Source organism: Myxococcus dinghuensis (assembly GCF_024198235.1).
Lineage (GTDB): Bacteria > Myxococcota > Myxococcia > Myxococcales > Myxococcaceae > Myxococcus > Myxococcus dinghuensis.
This window is the reverse complement of record NZ_JAKCFB010000010.1, coordinates 103,838-120,536: the sequence shown is the minus strand read 5'-3', so window position 1 is coordinate 120,536 and position 16,699 is coordinate 103,838. Positions and strand designations below refer to the sequence as shown.

Annotated in this window: 14 protein-coding genes; 6 read left to right on the top strand and 8 right to left on the bottom strand. The window is 72.4% G+C overall.

Annotated features, from left to right (window positions below; genetic code table 11):
- Nucleotides 1–11 precede the first annotated feature (11 nt).
- Nucleotides 12–599: a hypothetical protein gene (locus LZ198_RS16245; RefSeq protein WP_253972881.1), complete on the top strand. Its 588-nt coding sequence runs from the start codon at nt 12–14 to the stop codon at nt 597–599.
- Nucleotides 596–2,230, top strand: a complete 1,635-nt coding sequence (locus LZ198_RS16240; RefSeq protein ID WP_253972880.1) for a carboxypeptidase regulatory-like domain-containing protein — start codon at nt 596–598, stop codon at nt 2,228–2,230. Before LZ198_RS16245 ends, LZ198_RS16240 begins: the two co-directional genes overlap by 4 nt.
- 1 nt (nt 2,231) lies before the next feature.
- On the opposite strand, the gene LZ198_RS16235 is transcribed toward LZ198_RS16240, so the two are convergent.
- The 5 genes from LZ198_RS16235 to mutL form a co-directional block, all read right to left on the bottom strand.
- On the bottom strand, nt 2,232–2,747 hold the full coding sequence (locus LZ198_RS16235) for a hypothetical protein (RefSeq protein ID WP_253972879.1): 516 nt from the start codon (nt 2,745–2,747) through the stop codon (nt 2,232–2,234).
- A 118-nt stretch (nt 2,748–2,865) separates the two neighbouring features.
- Nucleotides 2,866–3,882 carry a tetratricopeptide repeat protein gene (locus LZ198_RS16230; RefSeq protein WP_253972878.1) on the bottom strand — a complete coding sequence of 339 codons (1,017 nt, stop codon included), beginning with the start codon at nt 3,880–3,882 and terminating at the stop codon, nt 2,866–2,868.
- A gap of 110 nt (nt 3,883–3,992) precedes the next feature.
- Nucleotides 3,993–4,721, bottom strand: a complete 729-nt coding sequence (locus LZ198_RS16225; RefSeq protein WP_253972877.1) for an outer membrane beta-barrel protein — start codon at nt 4,719–4,721, stop codon at nt 3,993–3,995.
- 27 nt (nt 4,722–4,748) lie between these two features.
- On the bottom strand, nt 4,749–4,904 hold the full coding sequence (locus LZ198_RS16220) for a hypothetical protein (RefSeq protein WP_253972876.1): 156 nt from the start codon (nt 4,902–4,904) through the stop codon (nt 4,749–4,751).
- Between the two features lie 159 nt (nt 4,905–5,063).
- Nucleotides 5,064–6,923 carry a DNA mismatch repair endonuclease MutL gene (gene mutL / locus LZ198_RS16215; RefSeq protein ID WP_253972875.1) on the bottom strand — a complete coding sequence of 620 codons (1,860 nt, stop codon included), beginning with the start codon at nt 6,921–6,923 and terminating at the stop codon, nt 5,064–5,066.
- 102 nt (nt 6,924–7,025) lie between these two features.
- Here mutL and LZ198_RS16210 point away from each other — a divergent pair, with 102 nt between their 5' ends.
- The gene (locus LZ198_RS16210; protein ID WP_253972874.1) at nt 7,026–7,997 is read left to right on the top strand and encodes an SDR family oxidoreductase; all 972 of its coding nucleotides are present in this window, start codon (nt 7,026–7,028) and stop codon (nt 7,995–7,997) included.
- 899 nt (nt 7,998–8,896) lie between these two features.
- Nucleotides 8,897–10,414 (top strand): lysophospholipid acyltransferase family protein, encoded by a 1,518-nt coding sequence (locus LZ198_RS16205; protein WP_253972873.1) that lies wholly within the window; start codon nt 8,897–8,899, stop codon nt 10,412–10,414.
- 21 nt (nt 10,415–10,435) lie between these two features.
- Here LZ198_RS16205 and LZ198_RS16200 read toward each other — a convergent pair whose 3' ends face one another.
- Together LZ198_RS16200 and LZ198_RS16195 are read right to left on the bottom strand one after the other, a co-directional pair.
- On the bottom strand, nt 10,436–11,311 hold the full coding sequence (locus LZ198_RS16200; RefSeq protein WP_253972872.1) for a GGDEF domain-containing protein: 876 nt from the start codon (nt 11,309–11,311) through the stop codon (nt 10,436–10,438).
- Between the two features lie 127 nt (nt 11,312–11,438).
- The gene (locus LZ198_RS16195; protein ID WP_253972871.1) at nt 11,439–14,039 is read right to left on the bottom strand and encodes a dickkopf-related protein; all 2,601 of its coding nucleotides are present in this window, start codon (nt 14,037–14,039) and stop codon (nt 11,439–11,441) included.
- On the opposite strand from LZ198_RS16195, the gene LZ198_RS43440 reads away from it, so the two are divergent.
- Nucleotides 13,945–14,514: a DUF721 domain-containing protein gene (locus tag LZ198_RS43440; RefSeq protein WP_323382675.1), complete on the top strand. Its 570-nt coding sequence runs from the start codon at nt 13,945–13,947 to the stop codon at nt 14,512–14,514. The two genes, LZ198_RS16195 and LZ198_RS43440, sit on opposite strands and share 95 nt — an antisense overlap.
- Nucleotides 14,511–16,064, top strand: coding sequence for a CAP domain-containing protein (locus LZ198_RS16185; RefSeq protein WP_253972869.1), 1,554 nt, complete (start codon nt 14,511–14,513; stop codon nt 16,062–16,064). Before LZ198_RS43440 ends, LZ198_RS16185 begins: the two co-directional genes overlap by 4 nt.
- Before the next feature lie 72 nt (nt 16,065–16,136).
- Here the strand turns inward: LZ198_RS16185 and LZ198_RS16180 are convergent, their stop codons facing one another.
- The gene (locus tag LZ198_RS16180) at nt 16,137–16,370 is read right to left on the bottom strand and encodes a hypothetical protein (RefSeq protein ID WP_046713590.1); all 234 of its coding nucleotides are present in this window, start codon (nt 16,368–16,370) and stop codon (nt 16,137–16,139) included.
- Nucleotides 16,371–16,699: the final 329 nt, after the last annotated feature.

Sequence of the window (16,699 nt, the reverse complement as noted above, 5' to 3'; positions counted from 1 at the left end):
CGCCACCGGCGATGAGCGCGACGAAGCGGCCAGACGTGGAGCACGGACGCACCGGAGGTGCGTGGCCGCTGTGCGTGCTCGCCGCGGGCGTGGGGCTGCTCGCCGCCTGCCTGCTGCCGCAGGACGACACCCTGCTGGACGACGTGCCGCGCTTCATGAACCGGCCGCCGCGCATCATCGAGTCGCTGGTGGTGCCGCAGGAGCGCGTCATCCAGGAGTTCGGCCTCGAGCGGTGTGAGCTCACCTTCGAGGTGGCGGTGGAGGACCCGGACGTCGACGACCGCATCAAGGTGCACTGGTTCATCGACTACAACCCGCAGGACCCGCGCGGGCCGTACCGGGAGATCGCCCTCACCAACAACGGCGAGGCGCGGCGGCCGGACCGCGGCACCCTGCGCATCAACCTCGCCTCCGCCAACTCGGAGCTGAGCACCCCGGGCCAGCACCTGGTGGAGGCCCTGGTGAGCGACGCGGAGCTGACCGACCGGCAGCCGGAGTCGCAGGTGGTGAACCTGCCGGATGGCGGCACCATCCTCAACCCGGGCTTCGTCGTCAGCTACTCGTGGGTGGTGAACACGGTGCAGGGGAATTGTCGATGAAGCCCCGCTCCGCCACGCGCGTGCTCGCGGTGGTGGCGTCGCTGGTCCTGGGGCCGGGCTGCGCGCTGCTGGACGAGGCGCCCGCCGACAGCCAGCTCGTGTGCCGCAGCGACAGCGACTGCGCCGCCAGCGAGGTGTGCTTCATCGACGGCTGCGGGGACCCGGGCACGGACATCGTGGTGGAGGTGACGCCCAACCCCGGGCTCGGCCAGCACGCGCAGGACTTCCCGGTGGACCGGCTGCGCGCGGAGCAGAACCTGGAGCTGTTCGGCGAGGCCACGGTGCGAGGCGTGACGGAGCGCGCCACCGGCGGCACGGCCCCGGACGGCAGCCCGGCCACCCGCCCCTACTCGGAGACGATGTTCGTGCGCGCCGTGGGCTCCAGCGCGCTCGTCCCCGGCGTCGCGCGCTACCACGAGGCGCTGGTGACGCCGGACAATGGCGTGTGGCGGCTGCCGGTGGCCGCGGGCACGTACGAGGTGATGCTCATCCCCTCCGACCCGAGCCTCCCGCCGTTGCCCCGTCAGGGCTCGGTGGGGCCGGGACAGACGATGCACCTCACGTGGCGGCTGCCCGCGCAGGCCGACCTCGTCACGGTGTCGGGGAGGATCGTCCGCCAGGGCACCACCCGCGTGGACGCGAACCTCTCCGTGCAGGCGCTCGACGCCGAGCTGCGCCCGTTGTCCCAGCGCGTACTCGTGACGCGCGCGACGGGCGACTTCTCGCTCCAACTGGCGCCGGAGGCCGCGACCGAGGCCACGGTGCTGCTGCGGGTGACGGCCGCCGACGAGGGCACGCTCGTGCCGCAGAAGACGTTCACGGTGGACCCGCATGCGCCGCTGCCGGCCTCCCTGGAGCTGGGGGACTTCGGCGCGCCGGTGCGCGTGTCCGGGCGCGCCGTCGACTCGGAGGGCAACCCCGTGGCCGGGGCCACGGTGTCGCTGGAGGGGCGCGTGGGCGGCGGAGGGAGCTTCCGGAGCGAGGTGGTGACGACCGGGGTGGACGGCCGGTTCGAGATTGCCTCGCTCCCCAGCGCGACCGACGCCCCGCTCTCCCTGGTGGTGATGCCGCCCGCGGGCGCCGCCGCGGGGCTGACGGTGGGGGCCGCCGCCGTACACGTGAACGACACGACGCTGCCGGACGTGGTGTGCGCGACGCGGCGCCTGGTGCGGGGCCAGCTTCGCCAGCCGGACGACAAGTCCCCCGCCGCGGGCGTGCGCCTCATCGCGGAGCCGGTGGCCACGGTGCCGGGACGTCCGCTGCCGGGGACCCAGTTGGCCGAGACCCTCACCGACGCCAACGGCGAGTACGTGCTGCGCCTGGACCCGGCGCTCTACCGCGTGGACTTCCTGCCCACGGAGAACCTGCCGCGCGTCAGCCGCTTCGTCACCGTGCCTCCCTCCGACACCGTGGAGCAGCAGGTGGCGGCGTTCGCGCTCCAGCGCGGCCGAACGCTGCGAGGCCACGTGCTGGCGGGCACGCGCGAGCCCCACATGCCGCCGGGGCTGCCCTACGCCTCCGTGCGCTTCTACCGCGTGGTGAACGTGGAGGGGCGCCCCGCCTCCGTGCTGCTGTCCGAATCCGTGACGGACACCTTCGGCCGCTACACCGCGCGGCTGCCGGTGCGCTGACTCAGGGCGCCGGGGGCTGGGCCGCCGGGCTCCTGCTCGCGGCCTGGAAGGCGGCGTGGAAGGAGTCCACCGTGCCGCCCACCTCGTCCGCGTACTGCACCGCGTGCGTGGTGTAGAGGTCGAGCACGTTCTCCAGCCGACGGAACACCACGCGCAGCGGGGCGCGCTCGCGGGCGCGCAGGTCGCACTGGGACTCCTTCACGCGCAGCCGCTCCAGCCACGCCGTGCGCATGCGCATCCATTCCTGGTCCGTGTCTCGCGCCGGGGACACGCGCACCAGCTTCTCGCGCTCCGACTCGAGGTTGGCCCAGAGCGCCTGCACACCGTCCAGGCACTCGCGGAAGGTGAGCTGCTGCGCGGCCGGGGGCAGCCGCTCGGGCGTCATCGCCGCCACCGAGCGACTCACACACCAGATGACCCACAGCGAGAAGAGCGCGGTGAGCGTGATGTAGATCCCATACGCGGCGGCGCGATAGCGGCGGAAGCGGGGATCTTTCCGAGGGTCGGGAGCGGACACGGGGCCCTGGTCTTACGACCGAGGACCCCGCGAGGCAACGCTTCCGTATCTTCCCCCACCTCCGCCGACAGCCGGAGGTGGCCGGGCGGCATGGAGGACCGCCCGGCGCGGGGGGGGCCTACTGGCCGGCGGGGCTGGCCGCCTGTGCAGGGGCGGGAGCCGCCGGGGCCGGGCCCGCCGGAGCGGGACCCGCCTCCGTGTTGCCGCTCATCATCCGCTTCACGATGGAGATGCGGGTGCGGAACTGCTGCTGGTACTGGCTGTTGAGGTAGGCGCCGGCCGCGTCACGGGCCGTCTCCAGCGCCTTCTCCAGCTGACCGACCTCCTGGTACGACTGGGCCAGCAGCAGCATGGCGTAGTCGCGCGTCTTGGAGGTGCGATCTCCCTCGACGAAGCGCGCCAGGAGCGGCACGGCCTTGTCGTGCTTGCGGAGCTGGTTGTAGGCCGTGCCCAGGAAGAAGGACGCGTCCAGCGCCTGCTCCGCCGGCGGGTTCATGGCCAGGAAGCGCTCCATCTCGGAGACGACCTGGTTCATCTCGTTCTTGCGGAAGGCGATCTTCCCGCGCTCGTAGGCGGCGTCGCCCGTCTCGCGGCGCAGGACGGAGGCGCGATCATTCAGCGCCTGGCGCTCGAGCATGCTCAGCCGGGACGTGTCCAGCTTCATCAGCGCGTCGATGCCCTTGAGGCGCTCGTCGCCGGGCAGCGAGGTCATCATCTTGTAGACCTCGGCCGCGCCGCGCTGGGCCGTCTGGTGGGCGGACGCGTCCGAGCGCTGCTTCTCCAACTGGGCCGTCAGGTCGGTCACCATCTTCTCCAGCCGCTCCCGCTCGCTGGTGGCGCTCGAGCTGCGCGCGCTGGTGATCATGACGGCCGCGCCCACCGCGATGACCGCGAAGAGCACGTACGCGGCCGCGGAGGAGATCCACTGCCGCTTCTGGAAATCCTCGTGGCGCTTGCCAACCGCCTTCACCTCCGCGTGGAGGTTCTTCAGCAGGTTGTCACTCTTGATGACGAGGTTTCGTGCCTCGACCACCTCACGGCGGAGATCCGCCAGTTCCTTCTCAACCTCGGTCTTCGCCTGCTCTGGCATGGACATCTTCCTAGGTCCGGAAACGATCTCGGCGGACTCACGCATCGTAAGGAGTTCTCCCGGTCTTACGGCGACAAATTTCCGCTGCGGAACAGCGCAGGGAATCGCTCGCATTTCCGGAAGAGAACAGCCCCTCTCCCGCTCGCCTGGACGGCCTAGAAGCCCAGGCCCCCGCTCGACAGCGGGCGCGAGAGGTCCGGCGGGAACGTGTACGTCACGCCGAGGGCCATCCAGTTACCACCCAGGTTGAATGATCCAACGCGCGCCTCGGGAGGGCCCACGGGACCACGCAGGTAGACGAAGCGGTACTCGGCGGTGAGGCCCCAGTTGGCGGACAAGCGCCAGGTCGCTCCGAGCGAGGCCGCGTAGGCGCGCGAGGTGTCCTCCTGCGCGCCCTCGCCTGCCCGCTCGGAGGTGACGAGCGCGGGACCGAGGAAGATGCCGGCGAAGGGCACGAGGCCGTAGGGGCCGACCTCCGGCAGCACGGTCTGGAAGCGCAGCCCCAGGAGCGCGCCGTAGCCCAGCGTCTTGATGCGCCGCTCGAAGGGCGCTTCGGCGGGGGTGGCGCCGGGCTGGGTGACGTAGAGGCTGGAGCCGGTGGCGAACAGGTCGATGCCCACTTCCAACATGTCCGTGAACGCGTACGCGAACGACGCCACCGCGAGCGGACCGCCCTCCGTCTTCCGCGCGAGCGACAGCCCTTCGTTCCCGGAGCGGCCGTACCAGCGCTTGTAGAAGGTCTCGTTGGAGGTGACGCGCCAGCCCCCCTGGATGGTGATGCGTCCCACGCCGTTGAGCGATTCGGGGACGGCGTCCTCCTCGTCCTGGGCGAAGGCGGGAGCGGCGACGAGGAGGGCGAGCGGAGGCAGGAGGCGACGGAGCATCGAACCGAGGGGGCGAGGGGGCGAACGTCAGGGGCGCCTGGGACGGACGGCGATCTCGAGGAACGTGGTCCGCCGGCGGCGCAGGGAGGCGACCAGACAGCGAACCACGCAGAGCGCTCCGAATTCGCGGAGCACCAGGCCGAGGTTGGACACCACGTCCCGCAGGGTGATCACACCGTGCATGTGCCACTCCCTCGCGTGTGTCGCGTTCGTCCGGGACGGGTCCGCCCGGTGCTACAGGCGTGTGGCACCGTACCAGCGACCTCCCACGCGTCAACTTTCCGGTCGCGTAAGGTCGCGAAGCGACTGCGGGATTCTCCGCGAGGCCCAGGCACGGGGCCCTCAGCGCGCCCGCCGCTCCAGTTCGAGCAGGGGCATCTCCAGCACCACCACCGTGCCGTGGATGCAGGGCGGGTGGAAGTCGGCCCGGTCCAGTTCGCCCAGCAGCGCGCGGAGCTGGGCGTCGGTGAGCGGCGAGGCCCCTGCCCTGCGCGCCGCGTGGCAGGCCATCACCCGGATGGCCTCGGCCAGCGTCACCGCGTCCAGCGCGGCGCTCCTCGGGGGCAGCGCGCGGGCGAGCGCCTCCAGCAGCGCGCGGGCGTCCACGCCCTCCAGGCCCGGGGGGACGGTCTTCAGGGCGAGCGTCGTCCCACCGAAGGGCTCCACGTCGAACCCCAGCCGCGTCAGCGCCTCGCGTCCCTCCACCAGGGCCTTGGCGGCCTGCAGGGGCAGCTCCAGCGTGGTGCCGAACAGCGACGGGGGCGGAGGGCCCTGCTCGTCCTCGAGCGCGCGCAGGTAGGCGGTGAGCCGGGCCCGCTCCAGCGCGGCGTGGGGGTCGAGCACCACCAGCGTCCCGCCCGGCCCCTCGCAGACGTGGAAGCGTCCGCCCAGCATGCCCATGGGGCGCAGGGCGCCGAAGTAGCCCGGCGGTGGCGCCTCGTTGAGCTGGGGCTGCGCCTCGCCGAACGCGGGGGCCCGCCCTGGCGCGCCCGCGAAGGGCAACGGCGCCGGGATGGCCCCCATGGGCGCGGGGGCACCGGACAGCGGAGGGGCGCCCGCGTTCGGGGCGTCCATGGCGGTGGGCAGCGGCCCGCCCCACGACGCCTCCTGCGCGCGGGTGAGGAAGCGTTCGACGGCGAGCGCGTAGTGGGCCGCGTCGCGCGGCTGGGGCGCTCCGGTCGAGGCCGGGTCCACGCCCGCGCCCAGCCAGGGGGCCGCGCGCAGCATGCGGTTGAGCGCGGCGCTGATGGCCTCGTACACGCCTCGGGCGTCGGCGAAGCGGACCTCCAGCTTCTGCGGGTGGACGTTGACGTCCACGGCCACCGGGTCCACGTCGATGTTGAGCACGACCACCGGCTGGCGCCCCGCCGCGAGGAAGTCCTGGTAGGAGCGCTGGATGGTGCCGATGAGCCCCCGGTCCCTCACGAAGCGGCGGTTGACGAACGTGTAGAGGCCGCGCGCGTTGGGGAAGGTGAACTCGGGCGAGGCCGCGAAGCCCGTGACGCTGACGCCCAGGCGCCGCTCCTCCACCGGGAACAGGTGGGGATGGACCGCGGGCCCCAGCGCCGCGGCGATGCGCTCGCGCGGGTCCTCCGGGCATGCGGGGCTGGAGAACAGCTCGTTGCCCTCGTGGGTGGCGAAGAATCCCACCTCCGGGTTGGCGAGGGCGAGGCGGACGACGGCCTCCTCCGCGTGCTTGAGCTCGGTGTCGCTGCGGCGCAGGAACTTGCGACGGGCGGGCACGTTGAAGAAGAGGTCCTCGACGGTGATGACGGTGCCGGTGCGCGGGGGCGCGTCCTCGATCAACGGGTCCAGGCCTCCCTCCAGGGTCACCCGCGTGCCCACGTCCGCGCCCACCTCCGCGGTGTGGATGGAGAAGCGGGACACGGAGGCGATGGCCGGCACCGCCTCGCCCCGGAAGCCCATGGAGTCGATGTGGAAGAGGTCGTCCAGCTCCCGCAGCTTGCTGGTGGCGTGACGATCCAGACACAGGGTGGCGTCCTGACGGCCCATGCCGTGCCCGTCGTCGGATACGATGATGCGGTCCACGCCCCCACCCGACAGGTCGACTCGCACGGTGCTCGAGCCGGCATCGAGCGAGTTCTCCATCAACTCCTTCACCACGGAGGCGGGCCGCTCCACCACCTCGCCGGCGGCGATCTTGTTGATGAGGACGTCACTGAGGCGTGCGATGCGGGCCATGGCGACCCGCCACCCTCCGCCAGGGAGGCGACGTTGTCCAGCGCGACGCGACGGGACCGGGCTGACATTCCGGAGCGGCTGGGCTAACAGGAGTGTCTGCGTATGGACGTGTCACGACTAGGCAAGGGGCGGTTGCGCGTCGCGGTCACCGGAGCCAGTGGCGAGTACGGGAAGCTGTTGCTCCCCCTCCTCGAACGGGACCCCGACGTGGAGAGCATCCTCGTGCTGGATGTCGCGCGGCCCGAGGGTGCCAAGGTGGACTTCCACCAGGTGGACCTCACGCGACACGACGCGGAGGCGGACCTCACCGACGCGCTCAGCGACCAGCCGGTCGACGCGCTCTATCACCTGGCCTTCCTCTTCGGCCCCATCCGCAACGGCTCGCTGGCGCACGAGCTGGAGGTCATCGGCACGATGAACGTGCTGACGGCGGCCGGCCGCGCGAAGCTGCCCCGGCTGGTGGTGCCGTCGCTCACCGCGGTCTACGGCGCGCGCGGCAACAACCCCGCGCTGCTGCGCGAGGATTCGGCGCTCCAGGGCTGTCCCCACAGCCGGTTCGTCACCGACAAGGTGGAGGTGGAGGGCCAGGTGCGCGCCTTCCGCGAGCGGCACCCGGACATGCGCGTGCTGGTGTTGCGCTTCGCGCCGGTGCTCGGGCCCAGCATCGAGAACCCCGTCACGCGACTGCTCACGCGGACCGCGGTGGTGCCCACGCTGCTGGGGTACGACCCGCTGTGGCAGGGTGTCCACGAGGAGGACGCGGGCAGGGCGCTGCATCTGGCGCTGCGGGCCGACGCGTCCGGGGAGTTCAACATCGTGGGCCGGGGCGTGCTGCCGCTGTCCGGCCTCATCCGCCAGGCGGGTGCCCGCCCGCTTCCCCTGCCAGGGCCTTTGTTCCGTGGCGCACTCCACACGCTGGATGTCGTCGGGGCGGACATGTTGCCGGTAGCCCTTCTCGACTACATCCATTACTCCTGGGTCGCGGACGGCAAGCGCGCCGAAAGCGCGCTCGGCTTCACGCCCTCGCACCACGTCAGGGACGCCGCCGCGGCGCTCACGCTCAGAAGGAGCTAGTCATGGCCAAGGGTGTCCTCGGGAACGATCCCTTCCAGCGCGGCGCGGCGTCTCGCGGAGGCGAACGCGCGAAGCCCGACACCCAGGCCGAGAGAACCGGGACCTCCGCCGAGCACGACTCCGCGCCCCACAAGAAGCCCGCGGGAACGAAGGGCCCGAAGTCCCACGCGGCTCGCGCGCACGGCGGAGATGAGCGGCCCTCGTCCGGAGCCACGGCGAGCAAGCCGAAGAGCCCTCCCGGGGCAGGCTCCGACGCGGCCCGCGCGAAATCGAAGGGCGGAGACCCGCGCTCGAAGAAGGGCTCCGGCGGCGCGAAGCGTGGCGGGGCGCCGGGGACGCCACCGGCAGCACGTGGCAAGGAAGAACCAGGAACTTCGACTCGTCGCGCCGAGGCATCCCGCCATGCGGCGTCGGGGCCTGACTCGAAGGAGACATCGGAGCGGCGGCCCTCGGTGGCCGGACATGCGGCGTCGGGGCCTAACTCGAAGGAGACACGAGAAGCGGCTGGACGGCCCCCGGCGACCGGACATACGGCGTCGCCTCCTCCGTCGAAGGAGGCGCGAGAAGCAACTGGGCGGTCCCCTGCGGCTGGACATACGGCGTCGCCGCCTCCGTCGAGGGAGGCGCGAGAAGCAACTGGGCGGCATGCCGCGGCCAGCCACGGGTTCTCGCCTCCCGCTTCGGAGTCACCGGCTCGGCGGTCCACGGAGTCCGAACAGGGTGCCTCGTCGCCACCAGGCACACCTGCCTCTGTGAACGCGCGTGGTGCCCCTCCGCCCACGGACACGGCCCCCATCGACTCGACCACGCACATGGCCCCCCCGGGAGTCGCTCCCGAGGACCTCGGTGAGGTCGAGCACCTCCGGGAGCCGGCAGCGTCGGCGACACCGAAGGAGCCCGTGACGACGAACGCGGGAGCCCCCCGGACGGAGCGCCAGCGAGAGGTCGACCATGCCCTGGCCGGAGCCCTGGCCGCCGAGGTCGCCGAGACCACCGCGCGGCTCGCCGTGGACGAGGCATTGGAGCGCCGCCACGCACAAGAGGACGAAGTGGACCGCCTCCTGGCCACGGAGCTCACCACCGAGCTGGCCGAGGCGGCCGTCGAGGAGGTGCTGGACCACAGCCCGACGACGGAGCGCCCGGAGCAGGAGCGGGAGCTCGCCACCACGGTCGCCGCGCAGGTGGCCGAGAGCGCCGCCGCGATGGCCGTCGCCGAGGTGATGGACCACCGCGCCTCCCATCCCATCTCTCCGCCCGAGGACGACCTGGCGGAGCGTGCCGCCGACACGGGGATGTCGGAGGACGACGCGGCGATGGTGGGCGCCGCATCCGGTGACATGGACGAAGTGGATGACTCGGACGCGGAAACCGAGACGTCCATCCTCGAAGCGGAGGTCGAAGTGGCGGACGCGACGCGAGACGAGCTGCCCCGCAGTGCCCGACGTCCCCTGACGCTCGTCCCCCCCTCGGGTGCCGCGGACGAGGACACGTCCGGAGCCACGCGCCCCCCTGACGCCCCCCGTCCCCTGGCCGCCCGAGCCACGGGGATGCTGGCGCTGGCGCGGGACATCGCGGGCCATGCGCTCGCGAGCGAGGGAATCGGCAGAGCGCTGGGCGCGGTGAACGGACTGGTGGACGCGGTCCGCGCGGGCCTGGGCACCGGCGGAGGCGCCCACCTGGACGAGTACGGCAAGGACCCGACGCTGGTGCGTCGACTGGAGCCCGTGCTCGAGTTCCTCTACGGCCAGTACTGGCGGGTGTCGACCCAGTGCATCGACCACGTTCCCCGGGGAGCGTCCATCCTCGTGGCCAACCACTCGGGCGCCCTCCCCTACGACGGCCTCGTCATGTCGCTCGCGCTGTCGCGGGAGCGGCCGGACCTGAAGGAGTCGCGCTGGCTCGTGGAGGACCAGGTCTTCCATGCCCCCGTGCTCGGGACGCTCTTCAACCGCCTGGGCGCCGTGCGGGCCTGCCCGGAGAACGCGCTGCGGTTGCTCGACGAGCAGCGGCCCCTCGTCGTCTTCCCGGAGGGCTACCAGGCCCTGAGCAAGCCGTTCGTGGAGCGCTACCGCCTCAAGCGCTTCGGACGCGGCGGGTTCGTGAAGCTCGCGCTGCGCACCGGCGCGCCCATCGTCCCGGTGGCCATCGTCGGCTCCGAGGAGACGTCACCCATGCTGGGGCGCGTGCCGGCCAGCTTCCTGGGCCTGCCGTTCGTGCCCCTGACGCCGCTGGGCCCCGTGCCCCTGCCCGCGAAGTGGAGCATCCGCTTCGGCGAGCCGATCACCATGGACGGCGTCGCGCCCGAGGCCGCGGACGACCTGGGCGAGGTGCAGCGCCTCACCGAGCGCACGCGCGAAGCCATCCAGGGGATGCTGCACGCCCTCCTCAAGGAGCGGCGCTCCGTCTTCGCGGGGTGAGGGCGCGCACGGCGCCCGCCTTCAGGCGATGACGCGATTGCGGCCCGACGACTTCGCATCGAAGAGGCGCTCGTCCGCCGCACGCACCAGGTCCCCGGGCTCGCGGTGGAGCGACTCCAGCACCGCCACGCCCAGGGAGATGGTGACGGGGATCGCCTGCCGGTCGAACTCGAAGCGCTGCTTCTCCACCAGCCGCCGCACCTTCTCCGCCAACTGCTTCGCTCCGGGCAGCGCGACCTCCGGCAGCAGGATGCCGAACTCCTCGCCGCCGTAGCGGGCGAAGACGTCCTCGCGGCGGATGCGCGTGCGCACCGTCGACGCGAGCTGCTTGAGCACCGAGTCCCCGGCCAGGTGCCCGTACCGGTCGTTCACCGCCTTGAAGTGGTCGATGTCCATCAACACGAGCGACAACGTGCGCTCGTAGCGACGGCTGCGGGAGATCTCCCGATCCAACTGCTCGTCGAAGTAGCGGCGGTTGTAGATCTGCGTCAGGCCGTCCATCGTGGTCAGCCGGTAGATCTCGTCGTGGTAGGCCGCCTCGATGTTGCCGCCCGCGATGTACTTGAAGATGGTGCGGCCGATCTTCACCAGGTCGCCGTTGCGCAGCTCCCGCTCACCCTCGACCAGCTCGTCGTTGATGAAGGTCCCGTTGGTGGACCCCTCGTCGCGGATCCGCACGCCCTCGCGCGTGTTGGAGATGGCCGCGTGGTTGCGGCTCACCGACTCCTGGTCGATCTGGATGTCCGACCGGGACGAGCGCCCGATGAGCGTCTCCTCCCGCGTCAAATCGAACTTCCGCCCCAGGTCCAGCCCGTAGATCACCACCAGCGCCGCGTCGAGGTTGACCGGCCGGTCGGAGATCTTCGAGATGACCGTGACGACCGTCTCCTTCTGCACCGTGCCTCCAGCAAGCCGCCGACGGGAACGCTACCACCCTGCAAATCCTGAAAGCGAGCAACACAAAGGGAGCCCAGGTGGGGAAAACCCTCCCATTGAGAGCCGACCTGCTACGTCCTCCCCCCTTTCAAGGGATGTCCACGGCCCGCACGGCGACCACGGGTGGAACGAGCAGCGCGCCCCGTGGGTCCTCGAGCGCCGCCACCAGCGAGACCCCGAGCCCCGAGCAGTGGGCAGGGAGCCGGAGCTCCACCTCGCCGCTGGATGACGCCACGGGGGCCTCGGAGACCAGGACGGTGCCCGCGCATGCAGTAGCACCCGACAGCGTCACGCGCACGCGTCCGTCCGCGTCCGCGCCGGGCCGGAAGCCGGAGACCTTCACGCGGATGGCGCTTCCACGGCTCAGCCGCTGTCCCTCCAGCTCCGGGTAGAGCCAGGCCACCTCGGGACGCCCCACGTCGAGCACGGAGGCCGCGCGGGTGAGGTCGCCCACGTGCTCCATGCCCGGCCCGTCGGCCGAGGCCAGGCGCGAGGGGCCCAGCGCGTCGCGCGCGTCGCGGCCCGTCACCTGGAGCAATTCGGCGCGCAGCAGGGCGCGGCTCCCCAGGTGGTCGCCGGAGTAGGTGCGGTCCTCGTGGCCCTCGGGTGCCGTGGGGACGCGGAAGCCGTCGCGGGCCTCGTCGGGCGTGGCCAGCACCGTCCAGCGACGCCCCAGCCGGTTGGTGAAGACCACCCGCAGCAGCGTCGCCGGGGTGTCGACGTCGGCGACGAACTGCCGGCCCTCGAGGTCGCCGGAGGCCTTGCTGTCGAAGTTGTAGGCGACCGACTCGGGGACGGGGAGGAAGCCGATCGGCGGCTCCACGGGACGCGCGCCGTCGGGATCGAAGTCCAGGCGGGACAGGTCCGCGACGATGAAGCTGGAGGCGAAGGGCGCGGCCGAGTCATCGCGCGCCGAGCGCGACATGGCGCTCACCAGGATCCGATAGGGCTGGCCCTCCAGGCCGTGGTGCGCGGGGGCCATGCGCACGAACACCACGCCGGGGCGCCCCAGGCGGGCGTCCGCGTCCGTGTTCGGATCCGCCGGCGCGACGTTGGCCGCGGCCCCCAGCCCCAGCGGCACCAGTCCCCGCCCCGGAACGGCCACGGTGGTGAGGACATAGGCCCGGTCGAGGAACGTCCCCTGGAAGCGCGGCAGCGCGGGGACGCGCACGGCGAAGGGGAACGCCAGCCGGACACCCTCGAACTCGTGCGTCACGTGCTGCGGATACTCCGCGGCCAGCGGGTCCGGCGCGCCCTCCTCGAGCCCCGGGGTGGGCGCCAGGGTGAAGGCGGCGTCCCGCGCCACGGACGAGAAGAAGCGCGTCGAGACCGGCAACACCCGCCCCAGCGTCAGCAGCGGGTCCGCGCCGGGCGCCAGGCTCTGGAGGGGCAGCTCCGCCAGCGGCAGGCTCCCCGTGAGGGCCCAGGCCGCGCGCGTCCCGCACTGGCCGGCGAGGATGGCCACCTCCGGATCCACCACGCCCGCGAGCGAGCGATCACACGTGCCCGCCACCCCTGGTGACTTCGCGGCCGGCGGCGTGGCGCCCGCCAACCAGAGGGAGGAGCCGCTCGGCAGAGACAGGCGCTGGGCACCGCCGAGCACGTTCAGCTCCACCTCGCGCTCCATGCCCAGCAACGTGTCCAGCGACGGCTCGGAGAAGAGCCCCGGCACGGACAGGCCCGTCACGCCCAGTTGCAACGTGGGCGACAGCGAGCTCCCCGTGCCGCCCAGGCCCGCGAACTCGGCCCGCACCCCGCCCGAGGAGTCGAGCGGGTTGCGACGCAGCGCCACGCGCAGGTCGCGGCCGTCGCGCAGCGCATGCCGGGCCAGCGTGAGGTAGCCGTAGTCCGCGTGGAAGAGGGACACCCCCATCTCCCCCGCCGCGGGCACCCAGGCCGTGCCATCCGGGCCCGTCAGCGCGACGCTCCTCCCCTGCCCCTGCGGCGTGGAGACCATCACCGTCACGGCCGGAATCGGACGGCCGGTCAGCTCGTCCACGGCGAGCACCCGCAAGCCCCCGGCCGGCACGTCGGGGGACAGCACCGACACGCGCGCACGACAGACCGCCGTCCCCACCCGCACCTCCACCGCGTCCGCCAGCGCGCCGGGTGCCTCGAGCGTGAAGACGGCCCGCGTCCCGGAGCCGGTGCCGGCCACCGACTTGGACACCGCCACCCACTCCACGCCCTCGCGGGGCACCATCGGGCGCCCCGCCGCGTCCTGCACCCACACGCCGAAGCTCACCAACGCCCCCTCGGTCCCCACCACCACATCCGGCGTCACCTGGCACGACGCCGCCAGGACGGCGGCCGGGGGCGCGACGCAGGTCCCGTTGCGGCAGACCTCGTCGACGCCACACTCCACGTCCGTGGCACACACCGCCACCACACAGCGCTGCATGTCGCACTGACAGCCCAGCGAGCCGGTGTCACAGAACGACAGCGCGTATTCGCCGCGCCGCGCCGCGCCACAGTCCTCCCGGGTGCGGCAGGCGGGCTCGCAGCGGGACAAGGCCGTGTTGCAGATGAAGAGCGCCGCGTCGGGGCAGTCCTGGTCGACGGTGCACGGGCCCAGGTCGGGCGTCGGCCCCGGGATGAAGGGGGTGTCGGCGGAGGAGTCGGCGCACGCGGACAAGGCCGCCCCCCAGACGGCACCTGTCAGCAGGAGGAGACGGAACGAGGGGGTCATGCGGTGCGGCTCCCGGGGGGCGGAAACGGCCTGGACCTTACAGGCACGATGCATGTCGCGCGACGGTGCGGTGGGTGATTCCCCCCGCGAAACACGTCAGGCCCGGCCACCCGCCTCCCCCCGCCACGCAACGGAGGGTTGGCTTTCAGGATGGCACGAATCATCATCGCGCGCGATGGCCCGTAGCGAGCCCAAGTCCCTCGAAAGCCTCCTTCCCCGTGTCCTCGGCCGGTTGGCCGGCGAATCGAGGCGGGGCCATGCCCTGGCGCCTGTCTGGGAAGCCGTGGTGGGCTCCCACATCGCCCGCCACGCCATGCCCCGGGCGCTGGAGGAAGGCACGCTGGTGGTGGCGGTGCGCAGCGCGGAGTGGGCGCGCACGTTGGAGGCGGAGGCCGCCAAGTTGTGCGCCCAGCTCAACGAGAAGCTCGGCGCCGGCACGGTGAGGGCGCTCGCGTTCCGGCTGGAGCTTCGATGATCGCCGTGCTCGCGCTCGCCACGCTCCTCGCGGCCGCCCCCACCGCCGCGAAGCCTCCCCCTCCGAAGCCCGTCGTCCTGACGCCCGCGGAGACCATGGAGCGCAAGGCCGCGGAGCACGTGGTGCGCGAGTTCGAGCGCGTCGGCCGGCGCGCCCCCATGGAAGACGCCCCGCTGGGCGCGGCGGCGCGGAGGCTGGCCCGCGAGGCCGCCAGCGGCGCCATCACCGGCGCGCCGGACCTGTTCACGCTCACGGAGGCCATCAGCGACTCCGGCGCGGCGGACCCCGCCCCCCGGGCGCTCGTCATCCGCGCCTGGGCCCATGCCCACGCGTTGGAGTCCCTCCAGGCGCGCACCGACCTCAACACCGAGCGCGCGTCCCACTTCGGCGTGGGCGTGGCCCTGCAGGACAAGCGCGCCGTGCTGGTGCTGCTCCTGTCCGACCGCAAGGCCGAGCTGAAGCCCTTCGCGCGTGTCATGCCCGGGGAGCGCGCGGTGCAGACGCTCTGCGGCTCGCTCTCGCCGCCGCTGCGCCAGGCGGAGGTCTACGTCACGCGCCCCGACGGGGAGGTCGTCATCGTGCCCCTCACCCGCCGCGGCACGCAGGGCTCGGACTTCTGCGCGCGGCTCGACTTCATGGGGGCCGGGACGTACACGGTGGAGGTGGTGGCGCACGGCGACGCGGGGCCGGAGGTCACCTCGCTCTTCCTGACCCAGATTGGCGAGGTCCGCCGCCAGGGCGAGCGGGAGAGCCGCGTGGAGCCCACCACGCTCGAGGACGCCCGCCCGCTGCTCTACGAGCGCATCAACGCCTTGCGCCGCGCGCATGGGCTCGCGGAGCTGACCCCGGACCCCATGCTGGAGCGCGTGGCGCAGGCCTACAGCCAGCGGATGTCCGCCGAGGGCTTCTTCGCGCACGTGGCGCCGGACGGCTCCACGCTGACGCGCCGGCTGCCGCCGGGCACCCGCTACGGCCGGGCGGGAGAGAACCTGGGCCAGGCCGCGGGGCCGCTGGCCGCGCACTTCGGCATCGAGCACAGCCCCGGACACCGCCGCAACCTGCTGGACCCGGGCTTCCGGTTCGTGGGCCTGGGCGTCGCGTTCCAGCGCGTGGACGGTCGCGACGAGGCCATCGTCACGGAGGTCTTCACCGCGGCGTCGCCCGCGGCGGCGGACCCGGAGAATCCGCAGCAGGACGCGTACGACTCACTGGCGCGCTGGCGCTCGGCCAAGAAGCTGCCGCCGCTGTCGCGCAGCGTGGCGCTGGAGGCCCTCGCCCAGGCACACGCGCGGCGGGCCCTGGAGCTGGATCAACCCGCGGCGCAGCCCGGCGAGTCGCCCCTGCACGAGCGGGTCTTCCAGGTGCTGCCGGACGCGGGCACGGCCTCGGTGGACTTCTTCGTGGTGTCGGATCCGTCGGCCCTGCCCGAGTCCCGCAGCGTCACCGATGCCACCAACAACCGCGTGGGCGTGGGCGTGGTACGGGGCGACTCGAAGCGCTTCGGCGCGAAGCAATACTGGGTGGCGGTCATCTACGCCGCGGTCCGCTGACGGGACGCGGCGCCATGTGGGGTGCCCCTCTCCACGACGGGGCCTCCCCGCACACGGTGGAGCGCTGGTGGTTCAGACCGGACGACGCTGCGTGGCGTAAGCCTCCAGACCCATCTGGGGAGGCGCCACGTGCTGGTACATCGGGCACTTCATGCACGTGAAGGACTGCCAACCGCGCCGGACGGCTTCATCCAGACAGTTGTCATACTGGTGGCAGTTCAGATTGCGATGCGTCTCGACGCCGGCACGCTTGGGCCCGGCCTCGGGATTGATGGTTTGCGGCAGATCGGCTGGACACGGCTTCATGGAGCCCTCCCTCTGTGCTGTTTCCCCCCCGAGCGCTGGAACAAGCAGTGTTTCCGGACGACAAAGCCCGCCTGGAAGACAGCGGACCGGAGTAGCGCGAAACGGCCGCGCAAAGTAGTGATGCACCCCCGGTGACGCAACGGGCCGCCTGCCGCGACCCAAGAGCACGTAATCGCCTGAACGCTTTCAGCGAATGACGACGGGTGACGAACACTTCGGACCGGCCCGATGGCGCGCGGATTTAGGACTTGTCGGGCCGGCTGTCAAACCACCCCCCTCGCGCCCGAGGGGAATGCCGCGCGCATGCATCCCGTTGGCAAGCCGCAAAG